Origin of the sequence: Clostridium felsineum DSM 794, assembly GCF_002006355.2 — a bacterium.
Lineage (GTDB): Bacteria > Bacillota > Clostridia > Clostridiales > Clostridiaceae > Clostridium_S > Clostridium_S felsineum.
Window position 1 is genome coordinate 4,242,394 of the sequence record NZ_CP096980.1, and the last position, 24,860, is coordinate 4,267,253.

At 30.3% G+C, this 24,860-nt stretch carries 18 protein-coding genes; 4 read left to right on the forward strand and 14 right to left on the reverse strand.

All coding sequences use genetic code 11. From position 1 onward, the window contains the following. Positions 1-280: 280 nt before the first annotated feature. A complete protein-coding gene (locus CLFE_RS19780) occupies positions 281-736 on the forward strand; it encodes a staygreen family protein (RefSeq protein WP_077893994.1) in 456 nt (151 codons plus the stop codon). A 169-nt stretch (positions 737-905) separates the two neighbouring features. On the opposite strand, the gene CLFE_RS19785 is transcribed toward CLFE_RS19780, so the two are convergent. Beyond that, positions 906-1,376 (reverse strand): GNAT family N-acetyltransferase, encoded by a 471-nt coding sequence (locus tag CLFE_RS19785; protein WP_077893993.1) that lies wholly within the window; start codon positions 1,374-1,376, stop codon positions 906-908. Between the two features lie 250 nt (positions 1,377-1,626). Next, complete coding sequence (gene mscL / locus CLFE_RS19790; protein ID WP_077834574.1) at positions 1,627-2,031, reverse strand: large-conductance mechanosensitive channel protein MscL; 405 nt, start codon at positions 2,029-2,031, stop codon at positions 1,627-1,629. 299 nt (positions 2,032-2,330) lie between these two features. Between mscL and CLFE_RS19795 the strand changes: the two genes are divergently transcribed. Next, positions 2,331-2,774: a hypothetical protein gene (locus CLFE_RS19795; RefSeq protein WP_077893992.1), complete on the forward strand. Its 444-nt coding sequence runs from the start codon at positions 2,331-2,333 to the stop codon at positions 2,772-2,774. A gap of 206 nt (positions 2,775-2,980) precedes the next feature. On the opposite strand, the gene CLFE_RS19800 is transcribed toward CLFE_RS19795, so the two are convergent. From CLFE_RS19800 to rlmD, 6 genes are all read right to left on the reverse strand, one after another. Continuing rightward, the gene (locus CLFE_RS19800) at positions 2,981-5,929 is read right to left on the reverse strand and encodes a right-handed parallel beta-helix repeat-containing protein (protein WP_077893991.1); all 2,949 of its coding nucleotides are present in this window, start codon (positions 5,927-5,929) and stop codon (positions 2,981-2,983) included. Positions 5,930-6,471: 542 nt separating this feature from the next. Next, entirely contained in the window at positions 6,472-7,701 is a 1,230-nt protein-coding gene (locus CLFE_RS19805; RefSeq protein WP_077893990.1) for a pectinesterase family protein, read from the reverse strand. Positions 7,702-8,493: 792 nt separating this feature from the next. Continuing rightward, positions 8,494-8,823: an SAVED domain-containing protein gene (locus tag CLFE_RS19810; RefSeq protein WP_139356186.1), complete on the reverse strand. Its 330-nt coding sequence runs from the start codon at positions 8,821-8,823 to the stop codon at positions 8,494-8,496. A gap of 575 nt (positions 8,824-9,398) precedes the next feature. Then, entirely contained in the window at positions 9,399-11,570 is a 2,172-nt protein-coding gene (locus CLFE_RS19815; RefSeq protein ID WP_077893988.1) for an SGNH/GDSL hydrolase family protein, read from the reverse strand. Between the two features lie 916 nt (positions 11,571-12,486). Then, a complete protein-coding gene (locus CLFE_RS19820) occupies positions 12,487-12,642 on the reverse strand; it encodes a hypothetical protein (RefSeq protein WP_250944674.1) in 156 nt (51 codons plus the stop codon). Between the two features lie 492 nt (positions 12,643-13,134). After that, positions 13,135-14,517 (reverse strand): 23S rRNA (uracil(1939)-C(5))-methyltransferase RlmD, encoded by a 1,383-nt coding sequence (gene rlmD / locus CLFE_RS19825; RefSeq protein ID WP_077893987.1) that lies wholly within the window; start codon positions 14,515-14,517, stop codon positions 13,135-13,137. Between the two features lie 138 nt (positions 14,518-14,655). Between rlmD and CLFE_RS19830 the strand changes: the two genes are divergently transcribed. Then, entirely contained in the window at positions 14,656-15,453 is a 798-nt protein-coding gene (locus CLFE_RS19830) for a Cof-type HAD-IIB family hydrolase (RefSeq protein WP_077836088.1), read from the forward strand. Between the two features lie 53 nt (positions 15,454-15,506). On the opposite strand, the gene CLFE_RS19835 is transcribed toward CLFE_RS19830, so the two are convergent. Beyond that, the gene (locus CLFE_RS19835; protein ID WP_077836089.1) at positions 15,507-15,872 is read right to left on the reverse strand and encodes a DUF1540 domain-containing protein; all 366 of its coding nucleotides are present in this window, start codon (positions 15,870-15,872) and stop codon (positions 15,507-15,509) included. Positions 15,873-15,984: 112 nt separating this feature from the next. On the opposite strand from CLFE_RS19835, the gene CLFE_RS19840 reads away from it, so the two are divergent. Next, a complete protein-coding gene (locus tag CLFE_RS19840; RefSeq protein ID WP_077893986.1) occupies positions 15,985-16,800 on the forward strand; it encodes a sugar nucleotide-binding protein in 816 nt (271 codons plus the stop codon). Between the two features lie 17 nt (positions 16,801-16,817). On the opposite strand, the gene CLFE_RS19845 is transcribed toward CLFE_RS19840, so the two are convergent. The 5 genes from CLFE_RS19845 to CLFE_RS19865 all read right to left on the reverse strand — a co-directional run bounded on the left by CLFE_RS19845 (position 16,818) and on the right by CLFE_RS19865 (position 24,855). Continuing rightward, positions 16,818-18,092 carry a dihydroorotase gene (locus CLFE_RS19845; RefSeq protein ID WP_077893985.1) on the reverse strand — a complete coding sequence of 425 codons (1,275 nt, stop codon included), beginning with the start codon at positions 18,090-18,092 and terminating at the stop codon, positions 16,818-16,820. A 271-nt stretch (positions 18,093-18,363) separates the two neighbouring features. Beyond that, positions 18,364-19,785 carry a pyruvate kinase gene (gene pyk / locus CLFE_RS19850; RefSeq protein WP_077834341.1) on the reverse strand — a complete coding sequence of 474 codons (1,422 nt, stop codon included), beginning with the start codon at positions 19,783-19,785 and terminating at the stop codon, positions 18,364-18,366. Positions 19,786-19,876: 91 nt separating this feature from the next. Next, on the reverse strand, positions 19,877-20,836 hold the full coding sequence (pfkA, locus tag CLFE_RS19855; protein ID WP_077834340.1) for a 6-phosphofructokinase: 960 nt from the start codon (positions 20,834-20,836) through the stop codon (positions 19,877-19,879). A gap of 225 nt (positions 20,837-21,061) precedes the next feature. Beyond that, positions 21,062-24,553: a DNA polymerase III subunit alpha gene (locus tag CLFE_RS19860; protein WP_077893984.1), complete on the reverse strand. Its 3,492-nt coding sequence runs from the start codon at positions 24,551-24,553 to the stop codon at positions 21,062-21,064. Positions 24,554-24,570: 17 nt separating this feature from the next. Continuing rightward, the gene (locus CLFE_RS19865) at positions 24,571-24,855 is read right to left on the reverse strand and encodes a Dabb family protein (protein WP_077893983.1); all 285 of its coding nucleotides are present in this window, start codon (positions 24,853-24,855) and stop codon (positions 24,571-24,573) included. Between the last annotated feature and the right edge of the window lie 5 nt (positions 24,856-24,860).

A 24,860-nucleotide genomic window follows, 5' to 3' on the forward strand; every position in this document is an offset into this window, starting at 1 on the left:
CTTATAGTGAATTTTTGAACAAGAGTACACACTGTTAAAACCAATAATAGCTATAGGAAAATCACTATCTTCAAATACTTGCCTTATATATACCCTATATAATAGATTGTTGTGTCTATTATATAGGGCTTTAATTATTTTATAACCTCAACAATATTTATAATATTCTCTTCACACCTCCCCCCATAATAAACTTCTACTTTTAAAAAGATACGCAGGTACACTATTCTTTTTTTATCATATAATACTTAATTGAAAAGTAACATAAAGGAGAAAAAAAATGAATAAGTTTAACCCTGATAAGCTTTCAGTTGAATTTAGAAAAGGTGTTACTAAAACAGAACCTATTATTCCTAGACGATATACTCTTACTCATTCTGATGTAACTGCTGAACTTTTTTTAACCATTGGATTAAGCTATGCTTATGATAAGATTGATAATTATATGAGAGATGAAGTAGTAGGAAAGTGGATAAATAAAGAAGGTTCTTATATTTATTGTGTGCATTTATATGTAGATGATCCAAATAGCTATAATTTTCCTACCATGAGAAATTTAATTTTTAGGCGAGAACTACCTCTTGCCTTAGAAGCAATTAGCTATGGTGATAGAGAGTTTTTTAAAGCACATCCTCAATTAAATAATGTTCCGATAATAGTTTTCTTTATGTCTGTATATCCTGAATTTAATAAAGTTGAAAACTGGGGCACCTTTGAGAATTATAAATATATTTGATAAATTATAATCTTTTTAATAAAAAAGCCACTAAAATTTCAATTTTAGTGGTTATATTATTAATTTATCTAATTAAACAGACACCATTGTACTCAAAATAATATTAGCAGTCAAGCATATAAAGGGATTGTATACCGGTTAATTATTGTAACTTGAGATTTCCTATTAGCTATAGATTTTTTAAGTACCATACATCACAAGCGTAATGTTCAGTTTTAATTAGTGGCTTATCTAGATTTATAAATCCATTCTTTTTATAAAACCTATTAGCCGCAACCATATTTTCAAAAGTTTCAAGATAGCATTTTTCATAATATTTGCTAGCAAACTCCAAAGCTATATGGAGTAATTTTTTTGCAATTCCACTGCCTCTTACTTCTTTTAAAGAATACATCTTTTGCAGTTCACATACATTTTCCATCCCAACTAAAGGTCCAATACCACAACCTGCTACTATTTTATTATCTTCTTCCACAACCCAATATTTATATTTTTCATCTTGATAAACCTCATAAAAACATCCTAAATTAGGATCAGTCCAAGCACAGCCTGGCTTATTAGCACCAAACTCTATTAAACACGATCTAATAAGTGCTTCAACTTTGGCGTTATCTTTTTTTTGTACTTCTCTTATTAACATCTTTATCCTCCTATAAATACAAAATCACTTGTTAAATTTATAAGTTTATATTTTATTATAACATTTAGAGAAAAAAATATCTGTTTCATTTATCTTCATCCTCCATTCTTTAATTTCACTCATAATTCCTCCATAATTTTATTATATTTATCTTAAAAAATATATAAATGAAGGTATAATGTACAAAATATTCGATAGTTGAATTGCTTTACAAAACTTTGCTTTCATGCGACACCCCTTGCTTATATAATTAAGCCCTCTTATTTTTTAATAAGTCTCTAATTTCTTGAAGCAATAAAACCTCTTCTGGTGGCTTAACCTCCTCTTTAACAGCTTCAACCTTCTTTTCTCGTTTAAGTTTATTTATTAACTTTACAAACATGAAAATAGAAAATGAAATAATTAAAAAATCAATAATATTTTGAATAAAGTTTCCATAATTGAGGGTAACTGCTGGAACCTTACCATGTGCTTCTTTAATTACAACCTTTAAATATGTAAAATTAATCCCACCTGTTAAAGCCCCTAATATTGGCATAATAATATCACTCACCATAGATGTAACTATTTTTCCAAAGGCACCACCTATAACAACACCGACAGCTAAATCTACTACATTTCCCTTTACTGCAAACTCTTTGAACTCCTTAAACATAGTTTTCTCCTTTTTTAATGAATTTAAATACTTCTAATCCTATATCTTTTCCTTTTCTAGTCTATTATATTTAGAGTAAACATAAAAATTTTAGTATCTATATATTAAAATATCCTAGTAAGACAATAGTAAGCTTTACTAAGATTAACTTTATTTCTTATTCCCTAAAATTTGACTACTAATATCTATTAGTGTATTATTTTAGTAACTAAGTAATATAAATCTATTATAAAAAGAGACATTGTTTTTTTATACAAAAATCTTTGTGCTTTTATATGTATACTGGGAGGATAATAAGAATGAAAAAAATAGTTACAATTAGTCTTTGTGTGATTCTACTCATAGCAACATTTACAGGATGCAGCTCTAAATCGGCAAGCACTTCCAATGGGGGTAAAACATCTGAAAAGAAAATACCTAACTTACAGGGTGAATGGAAACAACAAAATAACAAATCTAATGACTCTTATCAATCAGCAACAATAAGTGGTAATACAATTACAATTTACTGGATAACTGATAACGGAAAAACAAAGTCAATTTATTGGGTTGGTTCTTTTGCGGCTCCAACAACTACTAAGGAACCTTATTCATGGACTTCTAAAAATGACCATAGTAAAACTGATGGTTCTTTGCTTGCTTCAAGCGATGATACTAAGACTATAAAATATCAAAATGGAGTATTAAGCTATGAAGCTTCTGCTATGGGTACGACTACAACAGTTGAACTCAAAAAGCAATAATTGATACTTTATACATAGTAAAAACACTTCCTTTAAAATTAGAATTTTTCTATATTTTATTAAAGGAAGTGTTTTTATTCTATTTAATAATTTTTTTACGCTTACTATTAAAATACTTTTTGTCCGCCCCCAACTCTATTTTAGTTATTATTACCATTTAACAAATTTCCTTAAAATATAATATACTATGCTTAATATTTATAGTTCTATTTTGATAACCTAAAAAATTTAATATAAATTCCAGCCACAGAAGAAAAAACTATTAAGTTTACAATTATAATTTTAATTAAACCTATTTGCTGAATATAATTAATAATATTAAATTTTGTGTTATTTTCGCCATATTTATTATTTTTCACTTTGCCTTTTGTTGTTTTGTTTGTTTCTCCTGTTTTAACGTTTGGATTTTCAGCTATTTCTTTGCTTTCTGAAAAATCATCTACTATTGTGTTGCTATTTTGAGATGATGTTATTATTGGTGTTTCAGCTACTGTCACTAAAGGCTTTAGAATTGCTTGTGGTTGTGATGATATTACTGATGTTATTAGATTACTTGGGGCTAAAATTATTAATGGTGCTGGAACTAATGTTTCTACCACTATTAAATTGCTCCACTCTCCTCCTTTGACTCTCACTCTATAGTTATGACTTGTTCCACTAAGTAGCTCCGTGTTGTCATAGCTTGTACTCGTCCCATTATCTACTACTTTTCCATCTACTTCTACTTCATATTCCAATTCTTCCTCTTCTGCATCCCAGCTTAGTTTCACATCATTTTCTCCCGGAAAAGCTACTATATTGTCTGGTGCTAGTGGAATTATTACTGGTGGTGGAACTAATGTCTCTGCTGTTATTACATTACTCCACTCTCCTCCTTTGACTCTTACTCTATAGTTATGACTTGTTCCACTAAGTAGTCCTGTGTTGTCATAACTTGTACTTGTTCCATTATCTATTACGTTTCCATCCACTTCTACTTCATATCCTAATGCTTCCGCCTCTGCATCCCAGCTTAGTTTCACATCATTTTCTCCCAGAAGCGCTACTATATTGCTTGGAGCTAAAATTATTAATGGTGGTGGTGGAGTTAATGTCTCTGCTGTTATTACATTACTCCACTCTCCCCCTTTGGCTCTTACTCTATAATTATGGCTTGTTCCGCTAAGTAGCCCTGTGTTGTCATAACTTGTACTTGTTCCATTATCTACTACGTTTCCATCCACTTCTACTTCATATCCTAATGCTTCCGCCCCTGCATCCCAGCTTAGTTTCACATCATTTTCTCCTGGAAGCGCTACTATATTGCTTGGAGCTAAAATTATTACTGGTGGTGGTGGAGCTAATGTCTCTGCTGTTATTACATTACTCCACTCTCCTCCTTTGACTCTTACTCTATAATTATGAGTCGTTCCACTAAGTAGTCCTGTGTTGTCATAACTTGTACTTGTTCCATTATCTACTACGTTTCCATCCACTTCTACTTCATATCCCAATGCTTCCTCTTCTGCATCCCAGCTTAGTTTTACATCATTTTCTCCCGGAAGCACTACTATATTGCTTGGGGCTGGAACTAATGTCTCTACTACTATTAAATTGCTCCACTCTCCTCCTTTTGACCTTACTCTATAATTACGGTTTATTCCACTAAGCAAGCCTGTATCGTCATAACTTGTACTTGTTCCATTATCTATAATATTGCCACAAACTTCAATTTCGTAACCTAATGAATTTGGTACTGTATCCCAACTTACAGTTATTGAATTTTCTGTTGCTACGGTTTTTATATTTGGAGGAACTTCTAAATACTCTAATTGAATTATGCTTGTATTTATGATAGTACTCTCAGGGCCAACTTCATTAGCAACTATACCATTTAAAAATTTTCTTAACACAGAGTTATTAGTTATACTATTGTTAATATTATTATTTCCTGATTGTACTTTGATACCGTATAAGCTAGTAGTAATTTCATTGTCTATTTTGTTTGAATCTAAAATACAATTTGACACCATGTAATCAATGAAAATACCAGAGTTAAGACTTTCATTCCAACCCCACATGTTGCCATTTACAACAGATAAACCACTGTCGTTTATATCATTCTCTTTTACATTAAGATTATCAGCATATAATAAATATATCCCATCTAAATCAACTTTATTTATAGTATTATTACTTATATTGGAATCCCTTAAATTACTTATTTCTATTCCAAAATACCTCGAGGTAGTTATGCTATTATTAGTAATATTAATATTTGAAGCTCTATATGTAGATGGAGTAATTCCAGCATCATTTCTAACTAGACAAATTCCTGATCCCAAGGTGTTCTGGATTGTATTATTAGAGATTGTATTATCATAAGCTGGCACAGCACATCTAATTCCATTAGTTTCTGAATTTTCGATTATATTATAGCTTACCTCAGAATTTCTACTTAAATAAAATGCTATTCTACTTCCATTTAAATTGTTGTTTTTAACTAACCCATTTTTTTGCTTTGTAAATACGACTCCATCCTTTTCATTACTACTTAATTGAGAATAAATTATATTTCCCTCAATTACATTTCCATCTGATAGGTTACTAGTCTCAACATCGGTAACATCATCAATTCCACCCGCATTACCCCAAAATGCAACTGCCGGATTTGTACTAGAACCTTTAATTATACAATTTTCAAGCTTAACATTATTTGAATTTTTAGAAGCAACAGCTATTACTCCCTGACTGCTATCAATATTTAAACTCCAAATCTCAACGTTATCTGCAGTTATATTTATACAGCTATTATTAATGTTATTTTGTATGATTTTCGTATTTTCTTTTGATTGTCCCTGTATAATTATATTGGGTTGATTCAAATTTAAACTTCCATTTACCTCATAATTTCCATCTAAAATATAAAATTTAGCTTTTCCCCCAGATATATATTCGTTTACAACCTGATCTAAGGATTTTGAAGCTGTATCCGTCGTATCAATTACAGTCCAACTATCATCAATAGTATAATCATTTAATTCTTTAAGCATCAGTTTATTAGAACTAATAATATCACTAGCATATGCTATAGTTTTGCTGCTATATAGTGGATTATTCATACATACCACAATTAACAATATATAAATATACTGGTTTATCCTTTTTTTATTCAATTACAATTCCCCCAGTAATCCTAACTATCTCACTCTATAAATAAAATTTTATATTTCTACCTAAATACAAAAAAACTTACTACATAAACTAACTTAAAATATCATAGTTATTCATACTCTATTTAAAACTTTCATATATTCAAATGCAAAAAATGCCTAAATTCATAAATAAAGATACGTCATATATCGTATATATATTATTTTTTTTAATACCTTACACCTTTTATTGTTATAAAAAGTCAATGTTAATTGTGGTAAAGTTAACCTCTGAATTAAAAAATCCCTGGCACCGTAGTACAAGGGATAATAAAACACATTTAATATTCACTTAAAAGTTTTTGGTATGAACCTGCGTTGAATAGTGCTTAAATAAACCTCAGCATTATTTATGGTCTTCATCTCCATCTTTGTCAGTTTAACCTATAATAACTTTTTCTGCTATACTTTTAAAAGCATATATGTTAAATCACTCCAATGTATCATTTTGCAACACTCCATTGCCGATTCAGCTTTCTAACTTACCCTTTATTTAATAAAAATTGTTATTTAATCGTATAATATTTTGGAGTCCAATCTCCAAAATATTTAGTAGCACCTATTTTAGCAGCATTAGAACTGCTTAATACAAATCTTTTTCTTAAGGACGTACTTATACCTACTTCAGCATTATTATAGGTTGTCTTATATTCTGCAAAATGTGCATTTTCAGCTGCATTGGTGCTCATAGAAGCCCAACCATCAGGGTTTATTATTGTGCTATTTTGAAGTTTAGTATTTAAGAAGGTAACTCTTGCGCCTGTACCCCAAGGCCTCCCAAAGTAACCAGCTGTCTGCTTATTACTACTATTAGCCGTTATTGTACAATTTCTAAATAGGTATCCATAGGTTGCTGTATCTCTTGCTGCTGTTATATATCCCCCTACAGCCTGATCACTATAACCACAGAAATTTAATGTATTATTATCAAATACTGCATTTCCATCACCAAAAATATAATCAGTATTTCCTTCCATGGTACAGTTTTTAAAATAACTATTATTAGAACCATTAGAACCAGTATACAGTGTATCCTGACTTCCAATAAATTTGCATTTATAAAATTCCGCATTATCCGCCTCAATAATCATAGCTGCCGCTCTCTCAGTTTCCACTTTTGAGGTAACATTTGTAGATAAAGTTCTCTGTGTAAGAGTTTTAGATATGCTTTGAGGAAAATTTCTCGAAGGAGTAACACCATCTTCTACCTCTTCTTTAGTAACATATTTATTAAAAGAATTTTCAAATACTATGTTCTCTGCTTTAAATTCTTTTGCATTACTTGTAAGATAAACTGAACCTCCCCATTTACCACTACTGACATTGTTTTTTGTATTTTTAGCAGTGGCACTGCTTTGGTTATAGAAACCATCTGATCCAACACTATAATAATCATACCCAAAGCCATAGTACCAAGTAATTTTAACCTGTTTACTTGGATTAGAATTAAGAAGGGTAATGTATGGTGTAACTATTTTAAGCTGTGCTCTATATACTCCTGGAGCAATATGAATTGTGACTCTCTGCGATTCACTTTTGGGGTTAATCTTAGTTGCAGCATCAACAGCCGCTTTAACTGTGCTATAGTTTTTTTGCTTTGAACTGTCGCCGACATATAAGTCAGTTGTTGTAGCAGCTGATGCAATTTTACCAATAGTTGTACTTCCTAAACCTGCCGTTAAAGCCATCGTTAATACTAACAATTTACCAATAGTTTTCTTTGAAATTTTAATCATTTTTTTCCACCTTTCACTACGTTAATTTAATCTCTTGCAAAACGCTAAAACCATAGGTTTTATACATATTTGCAAATATATTTTTCGAATGATTTTCTCGACCAAAAGTCGAAATTTATATACCAAAAATAAAACCTAATTTTAGAGAGAAACTATTCTTGCTAAAAAATTTAAATTATCCATAACTGCTATATTAAAATCTTAATTAATATTCTCAATTACTGATACTTCTTTATTCATAATAATTTTAAATTTAAGTTCTGAATTACATAACTTTTGTGCTTTAAAAAACATCTTCAGCAACCAGTGAACTTAGAATAATTGGCGAGAAAGGAAAAGCTAATAGAACAAAATGGTAGTATCCAAAATCAAAAAAGCTTGAGTCAATAAGAAAACGTTTTACACCATATTTTGTGATGATCCACACTGCCTAGACTTATAGAGGAATGTGTCAAATTTCAATGGATAATGGTTAAAATCAAAATTATTTATATGCGAAATTACTCAACAAATCGTTTTATTAATTTTTTACTTATTGAAGCAGATGAAACATTTACTTTTAATCCAGAAAATTATTAAATGTTATTTTCATTAATTTTGCAATTGAATAACTAATCGCTCTTGTAATTGTTTACATAAGAACATAACTAGTCTGTGTTTCTACTCATTTGCTTTAACATTTTCCTCCTTACCGAAAAAAAGTATATTTGGGTATATTACAATATTATCATAATATACAGCAAAACGGAATAGATTGTATTAATTTATAAATAACCTTTTGATAGTGAAATATTACTGTATCCTTATTCTGAGTTTTACTGAATTTAGTTCCCAATGCAAAAATAATGCTCCTGATGCAGCAACACAAATCTTAATCTGTGTTATGTTGGGATTCTTATGAATTTCAGTTATATCAGATAAAATTTTATTTGTATAATCATTTATTTCATGCGATGAATCGACCACATCATAATTTATTGTCTGAAGGATCTCATATTTTAAAATATAATCATTATCCTGAAGAACATTCTGTAAGTCAGCTTTTTTAATTGGCTGTGTTAACTGTATCACTAAAAGTATTTTTCCACTCTTCGTTGTATAGTTTTTTGTTTTATTTACTATAAATTTTAACTACCTTGGCTCATTTTTTAGCAAATGAAAATTATCATCAGAATCATATCATCTTTTATGAAAAAACAATTTTTTATTTTTATCAACCAATTCATAACCCAGCATAAATGTAACAGGTTAGCATTCTTTTTCCCTAACCACAACATCATAAAAATTAAAATAATTATATCCATTATAAGGATAGTAATCTAATTTTAGTATTAAACTTAAATTCTAAAACTATAACTGGAAATAAAATTTCCAGTTATATAAGACTGCTATAATATTAAATTTACACAAAAATATTTATATTCTCGAAATCTCTAAATAATTAATGTGTAATTACACTAAATCAAACATTACTGACTATTTTCATGTGTAAATTTATGGTTAAATATGAAATTTTTTAATGGAGATTTTAATCAATGTTTAAACAGTAGTGATTATAATAAAAATTTATGTGAACTCAATAAAATAATCTGTTGACTAAAAATATTTTAAGCAGCCCTCTTAAATCTATCGGTTTGTAAATTTGAGCTTTACTATATTTATCCAGAATTTAATAGGTTTTTATAACATATTTTTATCTATCTAGCATGATTTATATGAGATAAATCATCTAAATCATTAACATCATTACTCATCACCCACATAAAATATAATGTTTTAGCAGCTTTTTCTCTTGTAACCTGAACTGCTGGTTCAAATAAATTTCCATCTTGCATTTTTCCTCTTGCAATTCCATTTTCAGAACGAATTAATCCTAAATTATATGCATCTTTTATCTTATCAACATATTGTGCTGATATAGAACTTGTATCCTTAAGTTGCTCATACGATATAATTGGATAATACATAACTTCTTTAGCTCCAGAGTCTAAGTTGGGATCATAATTTGGATCACCTGGCACTACCGTTTTCCCATTATAATCTGTCATATACTTAGGTTTCTCTGAAAATTTAGAATGATATGCATCATCTAATATAGCTCCCATTGCTTCCCTAGTCAAAATACTAGAACTATTATATTTTGATAATACATTTTTATTTAATTTCATAGTTTTATTGATTGCTGCTACATATTGTTTAACTGTTATCGTATTTTGGGGATTAAAGTTCCCATTGGCATCCTTACTTAATACACGAAGCTGTATAAGTTTTTCTATTTGATTTCTGTAGTATGCCCCTTCCCCTTTAACTGTGTCCTTAGCTATTTCAGGGAATACCTTATCCCAATTTCCTGATTTAATAGCATCTTTTACATTAGCTTTCATATATGAAACAACTCTAGTCGCATCATTATTTCCTTCCTTTGCCCGTTTTGAAAATTCTGTAGCAACTATTCGTGCAAATTGCTTAGCAAGTGCTTCCTTGTAGTGTGTTCCGTCAACTTTATTTGCAGGATGTCCATTAGCATAACTTCCTTCATTTGTCTTACCTGGAGTTTCTCCAGCTTCTATAGACATAAAAACTGCTGTTGTACCTTCTACTCCAAGTTCATTATAGTACTTAACACTTTCTGAGTTTAAATCAAGTACATTTACTCCCATATCTGCTCCTACTTTTTTCATAATATCAGGAAATTTTCTTTTTACAAATGAATTTACATAGGTATATCCTGGTTTTGCATCACTTTTAATTCTTGACATAGGTGTTACAAACACTGGAATCATACCTCTTGATTTTATAGCAGGTACAAATACATTTCTCAGGTACGCTTCATACTGTTCTTCTGTTGCACCTCTTCCCCATCTTACATTTTCATCTGTAACTTCATCATTATGACCTGATTGAACTAAAACATAATCTCCTTCTTTTCCAGTTAATAAAATATCGTTTAAACGACCTTCAAAATACATATTTTTTAAAGAGCGTCCTCCAGCAGAATAGTTAATTACGTTTACCTTTTTCAAATCAAACATATTGTTTAGTAATTCTCCCCAAGAACTCATTGGCGCTTGATCAAAATCATATGATGTTACTGTAGAATCACCTAACTCAAAGATGGTTGGAATACTCCTATCAGTATTTTTCTTTGGTGCTATTGGTTCTAAAGCAATTTCTTGAATACCAACTGGCACATTTACATTATTAGGTTCAACTTCAATATCCATATAGTTCTGACCATTAACATAGTTATACGTCCATTCATTTCCTTTAGCAGAAACAATATTTTTTATTGGAACTAACCCTGCCATATCCCAAGAGCCACCTTTTAACAATCTGCTTGTGTTCATTCCTGAAATTGCAACTGTTGTATCTTTAGTATCAGAAGTTGTCTTAACGTGCACTTTGTAAGCACCTGCTGGGGCTTTAATACGAAAATCCATCCCATAGTTATTATAGTTATTCTTTGGATCACTTGCATCTACTTGAAAGCTTGGTTCTGTAATTTGAAATCCATTTGATGTTGAAACAATCTGTGAAGTATGCACATCTCTTGCTGGAAATGCATTTGTTTTGTTAACGAAACCGTATCCAGTGGAATCATTATATATTGTTACTCCTGGTACTGATGTATATCCATTCTTACTTTTATTAGTAAAATTAAACTTATAAGAAGAATCACTTATCTTATTCTTTTTATCTACTTTAGATGTATTCCGCTTTTCTACAGTTACTGTTGTCTGTAGTTTGGTCTTAGTTATAGATGAACTTTGATTTGTTGCTTCTACTTTTTGTGAACATATAAAACTCCCGCCTGTTTGAACTGCTAATGTAATAGCTAAAATTAAAGCTAATTTCTTATTTATTAACATATTTTTATTATCCCCCTTACAATATTGATATAAGCATGTTTAATTAATTTTCATTAATACTAAATCACCCCCACTTGCTAGTTTTTTAATAAGGTTAATCATCCTTATTAACCCTTATATATCAAGGCCTTTATGACCTAGATTTTTTATATCACTTAAATTTTCCAATATCTTTTATACTCCTTTGGATAAGACTGACTATAAATGCATAAACTAATTGATTACATTAACGGAGGTATTAACAAATAACACAAAGAAAAGGGTTTTTTACATAGTTAATTTATTTACATCACAACTAATAATTAATTTTGTTGGCTATTTTTTGATTGTATTGATCTGACATTGATTCCTTAATTTCTTGAATTTAAATATGGAGATATAGGTTACTCACGTCATACTCTAACAAGAACATTTATTATAATAAATTGTGAACATTTAAGTTTTAAATAAAATCCCATCTTTTATTTATTTGGCTGCGCTTATATAATAAAATATTTTCATGTGATTTTTATCCCTTAAATTTTTCCATAAAACTCATTTTAATTAACGATAATACTCATTGTTAACGTTAACATTTAATCTTTTAAATATATGTTTACGATATAAAATGTTAAGTTATTCGTTTACATAAATCATTTTATCCCAATATGGGCGTTTTGTAAACATTTTCTTTAAGATACATTTCTAACTTATCTATACTAAAATTATGTAAGGCTAGGGAAATCAATGTATTTTAAGCTGTTTATATATATGCTATGTATACCACTATTTAATGTACTCAGAATATATAAATTTAATGAAGGTTAAAATGAACGTTGAAAAGCACATCCTTGACAAAATTTATAATTCAAAAATGAAGTTACTTAGAACCGAAAAAAAGAAATATTACTTTTATGCAATATCTCCTTTTTCTAATTCAATATTTGATTTTATACTTATCTTCTATAGTTCTCTGTAAATTAAACAAATACACTTGAAGTTTTAATTTTTTCTTATTAATTTCACTAAAATAGACTTCTTTATCAATATTAATTATCTCATGTTTTATAGTAGCAGGGTTTTCCAAACTCACTCATATATACTAAAGGTGATAATAGCTCTTTATATCACTTGCACTGAAAAACATCAAATTTTTGCAAATTATCATCAAGATAAACAACTTTTTTTATATTTTTGCTAAATAAGAGAAGTTTTCTTCATAGAAATTATTCCATTCTTTGCTGTCTTAATAGGGTTATGAAACAGTTAACCTAATAAAAATATATGACAACTCAAAATGGAATAGTTATATAAATAAAATATCGCCTTAATTGTATAACCTCTGCTGATGCTTTACAACATAAAATGGCTATTTTAGACACATATTTAGACTAATAAATCTAACAATAAAAAAGGTACTACTTTTCAAAATAGTACCTTCTCAATCACTATTATTTTGTGTTCCCACACTTCATGTCAATACCTACAGAAACATTAATATATTTTTAAAACCGTTTATTACGGATTTTATCTCCTTCACTCGTAAACACAAAATGCTTGAAGAAATGCCTAAAATTAAGGATTTCTACATAACTTTTCTTTGTAGCAACACAACCGTCTCCACATGCCCAGTCTCCGGGAACATATCCACCGGCTGAACTTCTTTAACCTCATATCCAAGTTCATTTAATATTCCTAAATCCCTTGATAAAGTTGCTGGATCACAAGAAACATAAACTATAGTTCTAGGCTCTCCACCAGCTATAGATTCAAGTAATGCCTTCTCACAGCCTTTTCTTGGCGGATCTACCACTACTATTTCTGGCTTTATGCCCTTCTCTATAAGCTTTGGTATTTCCTCTTCCGCTTTTCCAACTATAAATTCTGCGTTACCCACACCATTTTGCTGTGCGTTTATCTTAGCATTTTCTATTGCTTCCGGCACCATTTCTACTCCATAAACCTTATTTGCCTTTTGTGATAAAAATAATGAAATCGTACCTGTTCCGCAGTAGGCATCAAATACTACTTCATTACCTGTAAGTCCTGCAAATCTTAAAACAGTTTCATAAAGCTTTTCAGTTTGAACTGGATTTACTTGAAAAAATGATTTAGATGAAACATTGAACTTAAACTCTCCTATGTAATCCTCTATAATATTTTCACCCCAAAGAGTTATTTCCCTTTGTCCTAATACCACATTAGTTTTCTTATTATTAATATTTTGAATTATCCCCTTTATACCCTTAATTTCAGTAGTTATTCTGTGGATAAGTTCTTTCTTTTGTGGAAGCTTTTCAGTATTTGTTACTAAAACTAACATTATTTGTCCTGTTTTAAAGGCTTTTCTTATCATTATGTGCCTCAAAACACCTTTACCCAAAGCTTCATTATATGCTTCTATGTTAAAATCTTTAATCCACTTCTTTACTACAAGCATTATTTCATTTGCAGTATCATCCTGTATAAAACATTTGTCAACTTCTATTATGTCATGACTTCTTTCTCTATAAAAACCAATTTTCACTTCTCCATTAACCTCTCCCACAGGAAGTTGAACCTTGTTCCTGTAATAGTTTGGAGTTTCCATACCAATTGTCTCATTTATTTTTACAGTGCTTAAATCCACTTTTGCTATTCTTCTAAGACATTCTGTTACTTTGTTTTTCTTAAATTCAAGTTGCTTTTCATATTTTAGATGTTGAAGTTGACATCCACCACATTTATTATAAATCGAACACACTGGCTCAGCCCTATCTTCTGATTTTTCAATTACATCTATTAACTTTCCTATTGCAAAGTTTTTATTAACCTTTATTATTTTTGCCTTTACTTTTTCCCCTTTAACTGCACCTTTTACAAATACAGTAAAATTATCAACCTTACCAATACCCTCTCCCATATTTCCAAAATCATCTATGTAAATTTCATAATCATTATTTTTTTTAACTGGTACAACTTTATCCATAAACTCACCTTTCAAACTTTCATTTCATTGATTTTTTTGCGTTCTATATATTATAACATATCCATAAACTTCATACATTAATCTTAGTACAAGTATGCTATAATAATAATGATATTTATAAATACTGGGGGTAAACATATGATTAAATTAATAGCTACAGATATGGATGGAACATTGCTTAAAAGTAATGGTGAATTTCCTAATGAATTCCCCTTCATATTAAACAGCTTACTAAATAAAAACATTATGTTTAGCGTAGCAAGTGGAAGACAATACTTTACGTTAAGAGATAACATGGACGCTTTTAAGGATAAAATAACTTTTATAGCCGAAAATGGCGCCTTCATAGTAAAAAACGGAGAAGAACTATTTGCTAAAACTTTAGATAGAAATATAGTAGCTAAAGTAATAGATGATGTACACAAAATTCCTGACTGTAAGTTGGTTTTGTGCGGAAAAAGAAGTGCCTATACTTTAGATAACTCCTCTGAATTTGTAGGAGAAGTTGAAAAATACTACCATAAAAATACTGTAGTTGACAGCTTAGATGATATTGATGATGAATTTTTTAAAATAGCTGTTTGTGACTATAAAGGTTCTGAGAACCACTCAAATCTTATTTTAACTCCAAAGTGGGGAGAAACACTTCAATGTACTGTATCTGGTGAAGTATGGCTTGATCTTGGACGAAAAGATGTAAATAAAGGCACTGCCATAAAATTTCTTCAAGATAAATTTAACATAAAAGAAAATGAAACAATGGCATTTGGTGACTATTACAATGATGTATCAATGCTTGAAAGTGTATATCATAGTTATGTCATGGAAAATGCTCCTGATGAAATGAAAAAGCATGGAAGATTTTTAGCTAAAAGTAATGATGAATCTGGTGTAATACACGTAATTAAAGATAAAATTTTAAAATTGGATGCTTAAATAAAAACAGAACTAGTAATTTTATATATAAAAAATACTAGTTCTGTTTTTTGCTAAATTTTTGATGCAAAAGTTTCACATTCAGTACCTTCACTTGTAGCAGCTCCTGGACCGTATATTTGAACATTTCTTGCTGCACATATTTTACTATGATTGTAAGAACAATTTATTGCCTCACATTGTATTTCAGGACTCATCTCTATTGAATTTTTACTAAATACTTGACGTATTTCCCCTGGAATATTCATATTTACTAGATTTGAAAGTGCATTTTTAATTCCTTTTTCTGCAAAAGTCTCACATTCAGTATCAACAGATGCCCTAGCTTTTATACCATGTACATTAATAGTTTTAGCTGTACATAAGCCGTTTATATTGTTAACACACGTACCAGCACTACACATTAATTTTGTTGACATATTATATCACCTTCCATTGTCAAATATTATAATACCTATTCTATTTTTTACCCTTTCAAGGATTTTTATTCACTATCATATGCTTTATAATTAACTTAAGGGATGTGATTTTATGTTAAAAGTTTTAATATTAGGTGGAAGTGGACTTGTAGGGTCTTCTATAATAAAGGAATTAACAAAATATAATAACTTTAAAGTTTACGCAACTTACTTTAAAAATAAAATATACTCAAATCTAGTATCTAGCTTTAATTTAGATATTAAAAATTTAGAAGGTATAAATAATTTATTAAATAAAGTACAGCCTGATATTGTAATTTCATGCTTGAGGGGAGATTTTAAAGCGCAATTAATTTTACACACAAAGACTGCTGAATTTCTAAAAAAACATAATGGTAAATTTTATTTTTTCTCTACTACCAACGTATTTGATGGCAATTTAAATACTCCTCATTATGAAAATGATATTCCAAATTCTCAAACTGAATATGGGAAATATAAAATAGAATGTGAAAAAATGCTCATAAATTTACTAGGCAGTAAATCATGTATATTAAGAATTCCAGCGGTATGGGCAAAAAATTCAAAAAGAATGGATAAGCTCATATCTACATTGAAAGACAATAAAGAAATTATTCTATATCCAAAACTATTCATTAATACAAATACAGATGTAATAATAGCAAAACAGCTTTGTCATATAATTCGTAATGACTTAAAAGGAATTTTTCACCTAACCTCAAGCGCTAGCGTAAACTACAAAGATTTTTATATTAAATTAATAGAACAATTAGGTTTTAAAAATGCTAGAATTTTAGAAAGTTTTGAGGAGAAAGGTTATTTTTCAATATTATCAACACGCAGTAATGAATTTCCTTCTGATTTGATTATAACTAATGATTATGTAATAAGTTATTTAACTAAATAAAGAAGCCAAAGGGCTTCCTATTTATCTTCATATACTATTTTACCATTACATATAGTTGTCTTTATTCTTCCTGAAAGTTTTTTTCCTATGAAAGGAGAATTTGATGCCTTAGACTGAAATTCTTCTTCTTTTACCGTATACTTTTCATCAGGATCAAATATTACAATATCAGCTCTATGTCTTTCTTTTATATATCCCCTGTCTAAATTGTAAAATCTAGCTGGATTTATTGTTAATTTTGATATTACTTCTTTATAAGTCAAATCTCCTGTTTTAACAAGATTAGTTACTGCAAGGGAAAGTGCTGTTTCAAGTCCTATCATTCCACTTGGAGCTTTTTTAAATTCTTTTTCTTTTTCACTTTTTGTATGTGGTGCATGATCTGTTGCTATTACTGAAATTGTATTTTCCTTAAGTGCTTTTATTATTGCTATTCTATCTTCTTCAGTTCTGAGTGGTGGATTAACTTTTGCATTAGTTCCACATGTTAATATTTCTTCTTCTGTTATACTGAAATGCTGTGGTGTGGCTTCTGCAATTATGTTTGCTCCCATTTCCTTAGCCCATTTTACAATGCCAACTGATACTTTCGAACTTATATGCTGTATATCAATTTTTGCTTTGCTAGATACTGCTAGTGCTGAATCTCTAGCAGTTAAAACTGTTTCTGCTTCTTCCATTGCGCCTTTCATATTAAGCTTTTCTGCTATTTTTCCACTGTTTATTCCGCTTTCATATATAAGTTTAGGATCTTCCTCATGAAAGCTTAATGGCACATCTAATTCTTTAGCCATATCCATTGCTTTAAGTACAAGACTAGCATCTTCTATAGGTTTTCCATCATCTGAAAATCCAACTGCTCCTGCCTCCTTTAAAGCTTTCATGTCTACTAATTCTTTTCCTTGCATTCCCTTTGTTATTGTGCCTACTTGAAGTACTTCTATTTTTGCTTCTTTTGCTTTATTAACTATGTATTTTAAAGTTTCCACATTATCCACAACTGGATTAGTATTTGCCATACATATTACTGTTGTATATCCGCCCCTAGCTGCTGCATTTGCACCTGTTATTATATCCTCTTTTTCAGTAAAACCAGGATCTCTAAAATGACTATGAATATCAATGAATCCAGGACAAACTATGCAATCTTCAGCATCAATTATCTCTAAATCATCTTCTATTTCTAGACTTTCTGATATTCTAACTACGTTGCCTTCATCAATTAAAATATCAAACTTCCCCTCTCTTTTAGTAAAAGGATCAATTACATATCCATTTCTTATAATTTTCATGTTAAACCTCTTCCATTATATTAATTTTTTAGAACATACCTATTTAATTATACAAAAAAGCACCCGAAGGTGCAAAAAGAGAATAGTTGCCATTTTATTAATATTTCTTATATTTTACCATCTTATTATTATAACCACAATAACAATTTATACACACTTTTTCAAATAAAAAAAGAGATTGCAAGCCCCTACGTCAAACAATCCCTTCTTTATAAATGGGTTTAGTTAATTTATAATATAAAGTTACTTATATTATCGAAAAAATTTGTTACTACTCAACAACATGAACTTTAAGCATGTTTGTAGTACCTGATACGTTTGTTGGTACTCCTGCAGCTACAACTACAAGATCTCCCTTTTTAACATAATCAGCTTCTTTTGCTTTTTCTACTGAAGTAGCTATAAGCTCATCTGTTGAACCAAATTTATCAGATATTATTGGATGTACTCCCCAGCTCATAGCAAGCTTTCTTGCTACTTTTTCAGATGGAGTAACAGCTATTACAGGTGCTTGTGGTCTATATTTTGAAACTGTTCTTGCTGTATTTCCTGTTTGAGTTGCAGTTATTATTGCTGCTGCATTTAAATCTGTTGCTGCTGTGCAAGTTCCAAAGCTTATTACATCTGCAGTATTTTTCTTTTCGTTTGCTTTTCTATCAGCTAAGAATTTATCATAATCAATTTCTTTTTCTGCTTCTTGAGCAATTTTTGCCATTGTAGTTACAGCTTCTATTGGGTATGTTCCATTAGCGCTTTCACCACTTAACATTATTGCATCTGTTCCATCAAATATAGCATTTGCTATGTCTGAAGCTTCTGCTCTTGTAGGTCTTGGGTTTCTCATCATTGAGTCAAGCATTTGTGTTGCTGTTATAACAGGTTTTCCTGCTGCATTACATTTTTTGATTATCATTTTTTGGATTAATGGAACTCTTTGTATAGGAATTTCAACTCCCATATCTCCTCTAGCTACCATTATTCCATCAGAAACTTCTATAATAGCATCTATGTTATCAACGCCTTCTTGGTTTTCAATCTTAGAGAATATTTGAATATGGTCGCCACCATTTTCATCCAATACTTTTCTTATTGCAATTACATCTTCTGGTTTTCTTATGAATGATGCACTTACCATATCTATTTCTTCTTGGCATCCAAATATTAAATCGCCCTTATCTTTGTCTGTCATTGCTGGAAGTTGTATTGAAACGTTTGGTACATTTACTCCTTTATGGCTTCCAACTAATCCAGTGTTAGCTACAGTACAAACAACGTTTGTTCCTTCTATAGCTTCTACTGTAAGTCCAACTAAACCGTCATCTATTAATATTGTGTTTCCTTTTTTTACATCTTTATATAAATCTTTATATGATATTGAACATTTTGTAGCATCTCCAACTATCTCTTCTCCACAGTGTATAGTGAATTTTGAACCTTTTTGAAGCTCAAGCTTTGAAGGATTGAAGTCTCCAGTTCTGATTTCTGGTCCTTTAGTATCAAGGCATATAGCTACTGGTTTGTTAAGTTTTTCTCTAACTTTCTTAACTAATGCTATTCTTCCACCGTGTTCTGCATGATCACCATGTGAAAAGTTATGTCTTGATGCATTCATTCCAGCCTTAACAAAAGCTGTTACAATCTCCTCTGTCTCACTTGCTGGTCCAACTGTAAAAATCATTTTAGTTTTTTGCATTCTATATTCTCTCCTCATCTTTTATATAAATTGTGATTTGAAATAAAAAAATCATTTATATATGTTAATTAATCATTTGACTAATAACTATCTATTTTGAAAGCATATTTGCTATATCATACAATTTTTTATTGAAACTTCTTGGTACTGCTAAAGCCTCATCAATATCTTGATCCATTATTTCTCCTTGCTTAATTCCTATTACTCTAGAGGTCTTTCCTTCCATTAAAACTTCAACTGCCTTTACTCCCATTCTAGAAGCAAGCATTCTGTCAAAGGCTGATGGACTTCCTCCTCTTTGAATATGACCAAGTATTGTTGACCTAGTTTCAAGTCCTGTAACTTCTTCAACTTTTTTTGCAAGTTCAGCTGCTCCTCCAACACCTTCTGCAAGGATTATAAGATTATGCATTTTTCCTCTTAACTTTCCTTCTAGTATGTTTTTACACAGCTCATTAAAATCATACCCTATTTCAGGTATTATTACACTTTCTGCTCCTCCTGCTATTCCAGAAAATAGAGCAATATCACCACAATCTCTTCCCATAACTTCTATTATGCTTACTCTTTCATGTGAAGTAGATGTATCTCTCAACTTATTGATTGCATCTAATACAGTGTTAAGTGTTGTATCAAAGCCTATTGTATAATCTGTATATGGAAGATCATTATCAATTGTACCTGGAAGTCCAACTGTCTTTACTCCTAACTTAGAAAGCTTTTGAGCTCCCATAAAGGAACCATTTCCACCTATTACAACAAGACCATCAATACCAAAAACCTTTAAAACCTCTGCTGCCTTTTTTCTAACTTCTTCTTTTAAAAATTCAGGACAGCGAGCTGTTCTAAGCATAGTTCCACCTCTTTGGATTATATCTGATACACTATGTCTATCCATATCAAATATTTCACCATTTATAAGTCCACTATATCCTCTTTGAATGCCTTTAACTTTAATACCCTTTTCAATGGCAGTCCTTACGACTGCTCTTATGGCAGCATTCATTCCTGGTGCATCTCCACCACTTGTCAAAACAGCTATTGTTTTCATATTATACCTCCCATGACCATAGGGACTGAATTTGTCCCGGGTTGTTTATAGAAACAATTACTCATAGATATTTTCAAACAACAACTTCTGAATTTCTTCGTATATAATTTTAATCGAAAAAGTAAAAATATTCAATGGTTTTATAAAAAATATGCATATTTCCATTTTATAAGTAATCTCATAGTAATATTTTGTATATATTATGTGCAAAATATACCTTTCTAATTATAACACTTTTACATTACTTTCGCCAAATTTATCTGTTAAAAATTTAATTAAATCAACTTCCTTTTGAACCCAAAGAGCTCTATCTATAAGAAACTTTTTTCTTTCTTTCCTTGTGCACATATATATTGGGGTATCTCCAGTATATAAAGCAAGCATTTTTTTTATTTCTTTTATTGAATTTTTAACAGCAGCATCATCTTCAACAAGTATATATATTTTTTCTGTACTTTTAACAATTGGCATTATTTCTTCACATATTACTTTAGGCTGCTCATCTTCTCTTTTGTTTATTCTACCTTTTATTATCACCATTTCGTCTTCCTTTATGTAGGTAGAATTTTTTTCTAGTATTTTAGGAAATATAACAACCTCTATTGAAGCATACATGTCTTCTACTCTTATGAATGCCATCATTGTATTACTTTTAGTAATTTTTTTAGTTACAGAACTTATTATTCCACCGATTATAACTCTTGTTCCATCTTCAATTCCTGAAGTTTCATCTACCTTTATCTCATCATCTTCTAAGGATTGTTCTGCCACTATATCTGATATTTTTATGCTGGTCATATTTTTCAAAGTTTCCTCATAATCTTCAAGGGGATGACCTGAAAGATATAATCCTGTCATTTCCTTCTCCATTGCAAGTAAATACTTTTTATCAAATTCTTTTATATCTGGATACTGAATTTCAACTTCTTCGTACTCATCTTGTGCAAAGTCCGTAAATAAATTCATCTGACCTTTTATATTTTTCTTTCTCTGCCCTGAAATTCCATCCATTATTTTTTCAAACACAGCAAGAAGTTGTGACCTATAAATTTCAAGTGTATCGAACCCTCCTGCTTTTATTATACTCTCAACTGCTCTTTTGTTTACCTCTGAGGTATCAATTTTATTACAAAAATCCGTAAAGGAATTAAAACTACCCTTTTTCTGTCTTGATCTTACTATGCTCTCTATTACATTAACTCCTACATTTTTAATAGCAGCAAGACCAAACCTTATGGTATCCCCCTTTACTGTAAATCTTGAATAACTTTCATTTATGTCTGGAGGTAAAACCTGTATTTTTAATTCCTCTGCACACCTTATATAAAAAGCTACTTTTTCATTGTTACCCATAACACTGTTAAGCATAGCTGCTAAATATTCTGCTGGATAATAATGAATTAAATACGCTGTTTCATAGGCAACCACTGCATAGGCAGCCGCATGTGATTTGTTGAAAGCATAACTTGCAAAATCCATCATGGAATCAAATATCTCATTAGCTATTTTTTCAGAAATTCCATTTTTTATACATCCTGGTACTTCTACTTTACCATTTTCATCAACAACTCCATGTATAAAGTTATGTCTTTCTTCTTCCATAACATGATGCTTTTTCTTAGACATAGCACGTCTTACAAGGTCACTTCTTCCCATTGAGTACCCTGCTAAGTCCCTTACTATCTGCATTACCTGTTCTTGATATATTATACATCCATAAGTTACATCTAAAATATGTTTAAGCTCTGGAGTAACATATTTTATTTCTTCAGGATTATTTTTGTTTCTTATATATCTTGGTATTTCATTCATAGGACCTGGTCTATAAAGACTTATTCCCGCTATTATATCCTCTAAACTATCTGGCTTAAGTTCTTTCATAAAACTAGTCATACCTGCAGATTCAAGCTGAAATACTCCTACAGTTTTACCTTCACCGATCATCTTATATACGCCAGCATCATCAAAATCTATGCTATCGATGTCTATATCTATATTTCTATTTTGTTTAACCATTTTTATTGTGTCATTGATAACTGTAAGAGTTCTTAAACCTAAGAAGTCCATCTTTAAAAGTCCAAGTTCTTCAAGTATGCCCATAGTAAATTGAGCTACTATAGATTCCTCATTTTTCAAAAGCGGAACATAATTTACAAGTGGCTGGGAAGCTATTACAACTCCAGCAGCATGAGTTGAGGTATGCCTTGGAAGCCCTTCTAGCTTTCTTGATATATCTATTAAATCCTTTATTCTCTCATCATCATCATATACAGCTTTAAGCTCTGGGTTCATCTCTAGAGCCTTATCAATAGTTATATTTAGAACATTAGGAATCATTTTAGCTATTCTATCAACCTCACCATAAGAATAATTCATAGCTCTTCCAACGTCTCTTATACAAAGTCTTGCTGCCATTGTTCCAAAGGTTACAATTTGAGAAACAGAATCTTTACCATACTTTTCAACCACATAATCTATTACCTTTTGGCGATTTTCATAGCAAAAATCACTATCAATATCAGGCATAGAAACTCTGTCTGGGTTTAAAAATCTTTCAAAAATAAGACTATACTTAATTGGGTCGATCTTGGTTATTCCAAGAGTATATGCAACAATTGATCCCGCAGCAGACCCTCTACCTGGTCCAGTTGGCACTCCATTTTCTCTTGCAAACTTAATAAAATCCCAAACTATTAAAAAGTAATCTACATATCCCATTTCTTTTATTATGCCAAGCTCATATTCTAGTCTTTCTATAATGGTATCTGTAATATCCTTATATCTTTCTCTTAAGCCTTCATAACATAAGTCCTTTAGGTACTCATAGTGATCTATTCCTTCTTTAAGAGGAAAATTTGGAAGCTTTGATTCATGAAATTTATATTCAAAATTACATTGATCAGCTATTTTAGAAGTATTGAGTAATGCATCTTTTACATAAGAAAACTGTTCGTACATTTCCTCTTGACTTTTAAGATAAAATTGCTCAGGAGCATACCTCATTCTATTTTCTTCATCAACAGTCTTACCTGTTTGTATACATAAAAGTACATCATGTGCTATAGAATCTTCTTTATTTATGTAATGAACATCATTAGTAGCTATCAGTGGTATATCAAGCTCTTTTGACATTTCTACTAAAGCATCATTAACCTTCATATCATTCTTAAGTGCATGATATTGAAGTTCTAAGTAAAAGCCTTCTTTGAAAGTTTCCTTATAAAAAAGTGCTGCCTTTTTTGCACGTTCAAGATTATCTTTTAATATATAAGATTGAACCTCTCCTCCAAAACACGCACTTGAAGCTATCAGTCCTTCACTATGACTCATTAAATAATCATGATCTACTCTTGGTTTGTAATAAAAACCGTCAATAGATGCCTTAGATACTATCTCCATTAAATTTTTGTAGCCAACTTCATTCTTAACAAGCAAAACCAAATGATAGGTTTCATTTTCAGCATCAGGATGCTTTATATGCATAGACTTACCTGCCACATAAATTTCACACCCTATTATAGGTTTTATGCCTACTTCTTTTGCGGCCTTATAAAACTCCACACATCCATACATTGCACCATGGTCCGTTATTGCAATACTTTTCATGCCGAGCTCTTTTGCACGCTTAACTAGTTTTTTAACCTTACCGGAACCATCAAGGAGACTGTATTCGGTATGGACATGAAGATGAACAAAATCTTTAAATTCAGCCTCCATTAATACTCATCCCTTCTTTAGTCTTCAAAATCTACCGAAGCAGAACTTTGTATAAACTCTTTTGTTTTTTTCATAACTACATCTACATGATATGGATGTACCTGATAAGTCTCCATATCCTTCAAAGAGTCAAATTTAATTATAAGTGCTATATCATATGCTCTTTGAGAATGAACTACATCTACTCCAACCTTAACTTTTCTTGCAAAATCTATATTTCCTTCAATAGATTGAAAAATCTTTTTTACTTCATTAACATTTTTTCTATCGTTCAGCTTAAAAAACACAATATGTGTAAACATACAAA

What these genes read in the sequence shown, in the direction of transcription:
- CLFE_RS19780 (WP_077893994.1), top strand. Translation starts at nt 281, where the DNA reads ATGAATAAGTTTAACCCTGATAAGCTTTCAGTTGAATTTAGAAAAGGT.
- CLFE_RS19785 (WP_077893993.1), bottom strand. Translation starts at nt 1,376, where the DNA reads ATGTTAATAAGAGAAGTACAAAAAAAAGATAACGCCAAAGTTGAAGCA.
- mscL (WP_077834574.1), bottom strand. Translation starts at nt 2,031, where the DNA reads ATGTTTAAGGAGTTCAAAGAGTTTGCAGTAAAGGGAAATGTAGTAGAT.
- CLFE_RS19795 (WP_077893992.1), top strand. Translation starts at nt 2,331, where the DNA reads ATGAAAAAAATAGTTACAATTAGTCTTTGTGTGATTCTACTCATAGCA.
- CLFE_RS19805 (WP_077893990.1), bottom strand. Translation starts at nt 7,701, where the DNA reads ATGATTAAAATTTCAAAGAAAACTATTGGTAAATTGTTAGTATTAACG.
- CLFE_RS19815 (WP_077893988.1), bottom strand. Translation starts at nt 11,570, where the DNA reads ATGTTAATAAATAAGAAATTAGCTTTAATTTTAGCTATTACATTAGCA.
- rlmD (WP_077893987.1), bottom strand. Translation starts at nt 14,517, where the DNA reads ATGGATAAAGTTGTACCAGTTAAAAAAAATAATGATTATGAAATTTAC.
- CLFE_RS19830 (WP_077836088.1), top strand. Translation starts at nt 14,656, where the DNA reads ATGATTAAATTAATAGCTACAGATATGGATGGAACATTGCTTAAAAGT.
- CLFE_RS19835 (WP_077836089.1), bottom strand. Translation starts at nt 15,872, where the DNA reads ATGTCAACAAAATTAATGTGTAGTGCTGGTACGTGTGTTAACAATATA.
- CLFE_RS19840 (WP_077893986.1), top strand. Translation starts at nt 15,985, where the DNA reads ATGTTAAAAGTTTTAATATTAGGTGGAAGTGGACTTGTAGGGTCTTCT.
- CLFE_RS19845 (WP_077893985.1), bottom strand. Translation starts at nt 18,092, where the DNA reads ATGAAAATTATAAGAAATGGATATGTAATTGATCCTTTTACTAAAAGA.
- pyk (WP_077834341.1), bottom strand. Translation starts at nt 19,785, where the DNA reads ATGCAAAAAACTAAAATGATTTTTACAGTTGGACCAGCAAGTGAGACA.
- pfkA (WP_077834340.1), bottom strand. Translation starts at nt 20,836, where the DNA reads ATGAAAACAATAGCTGTTTTGACAAGTGGTGGAGATGCACCAGGAATG.
- CLFE_RS19860 (WP_077893984.1), bottom strand. Translation starts at nt 24,553, where the DNA reads ATGGAGGCTGAATTTAAAGATTTTGTTCATCTTCATGTCCATACCGAA.
- CLFE_RS19865 (WP_077893983.1), bottom strand. Translation starts at nt 24,855, where the DNA reads ATGTTTACACATATTGTGTTTTTTAAGCTGAACGATAGAAAAAATGTT.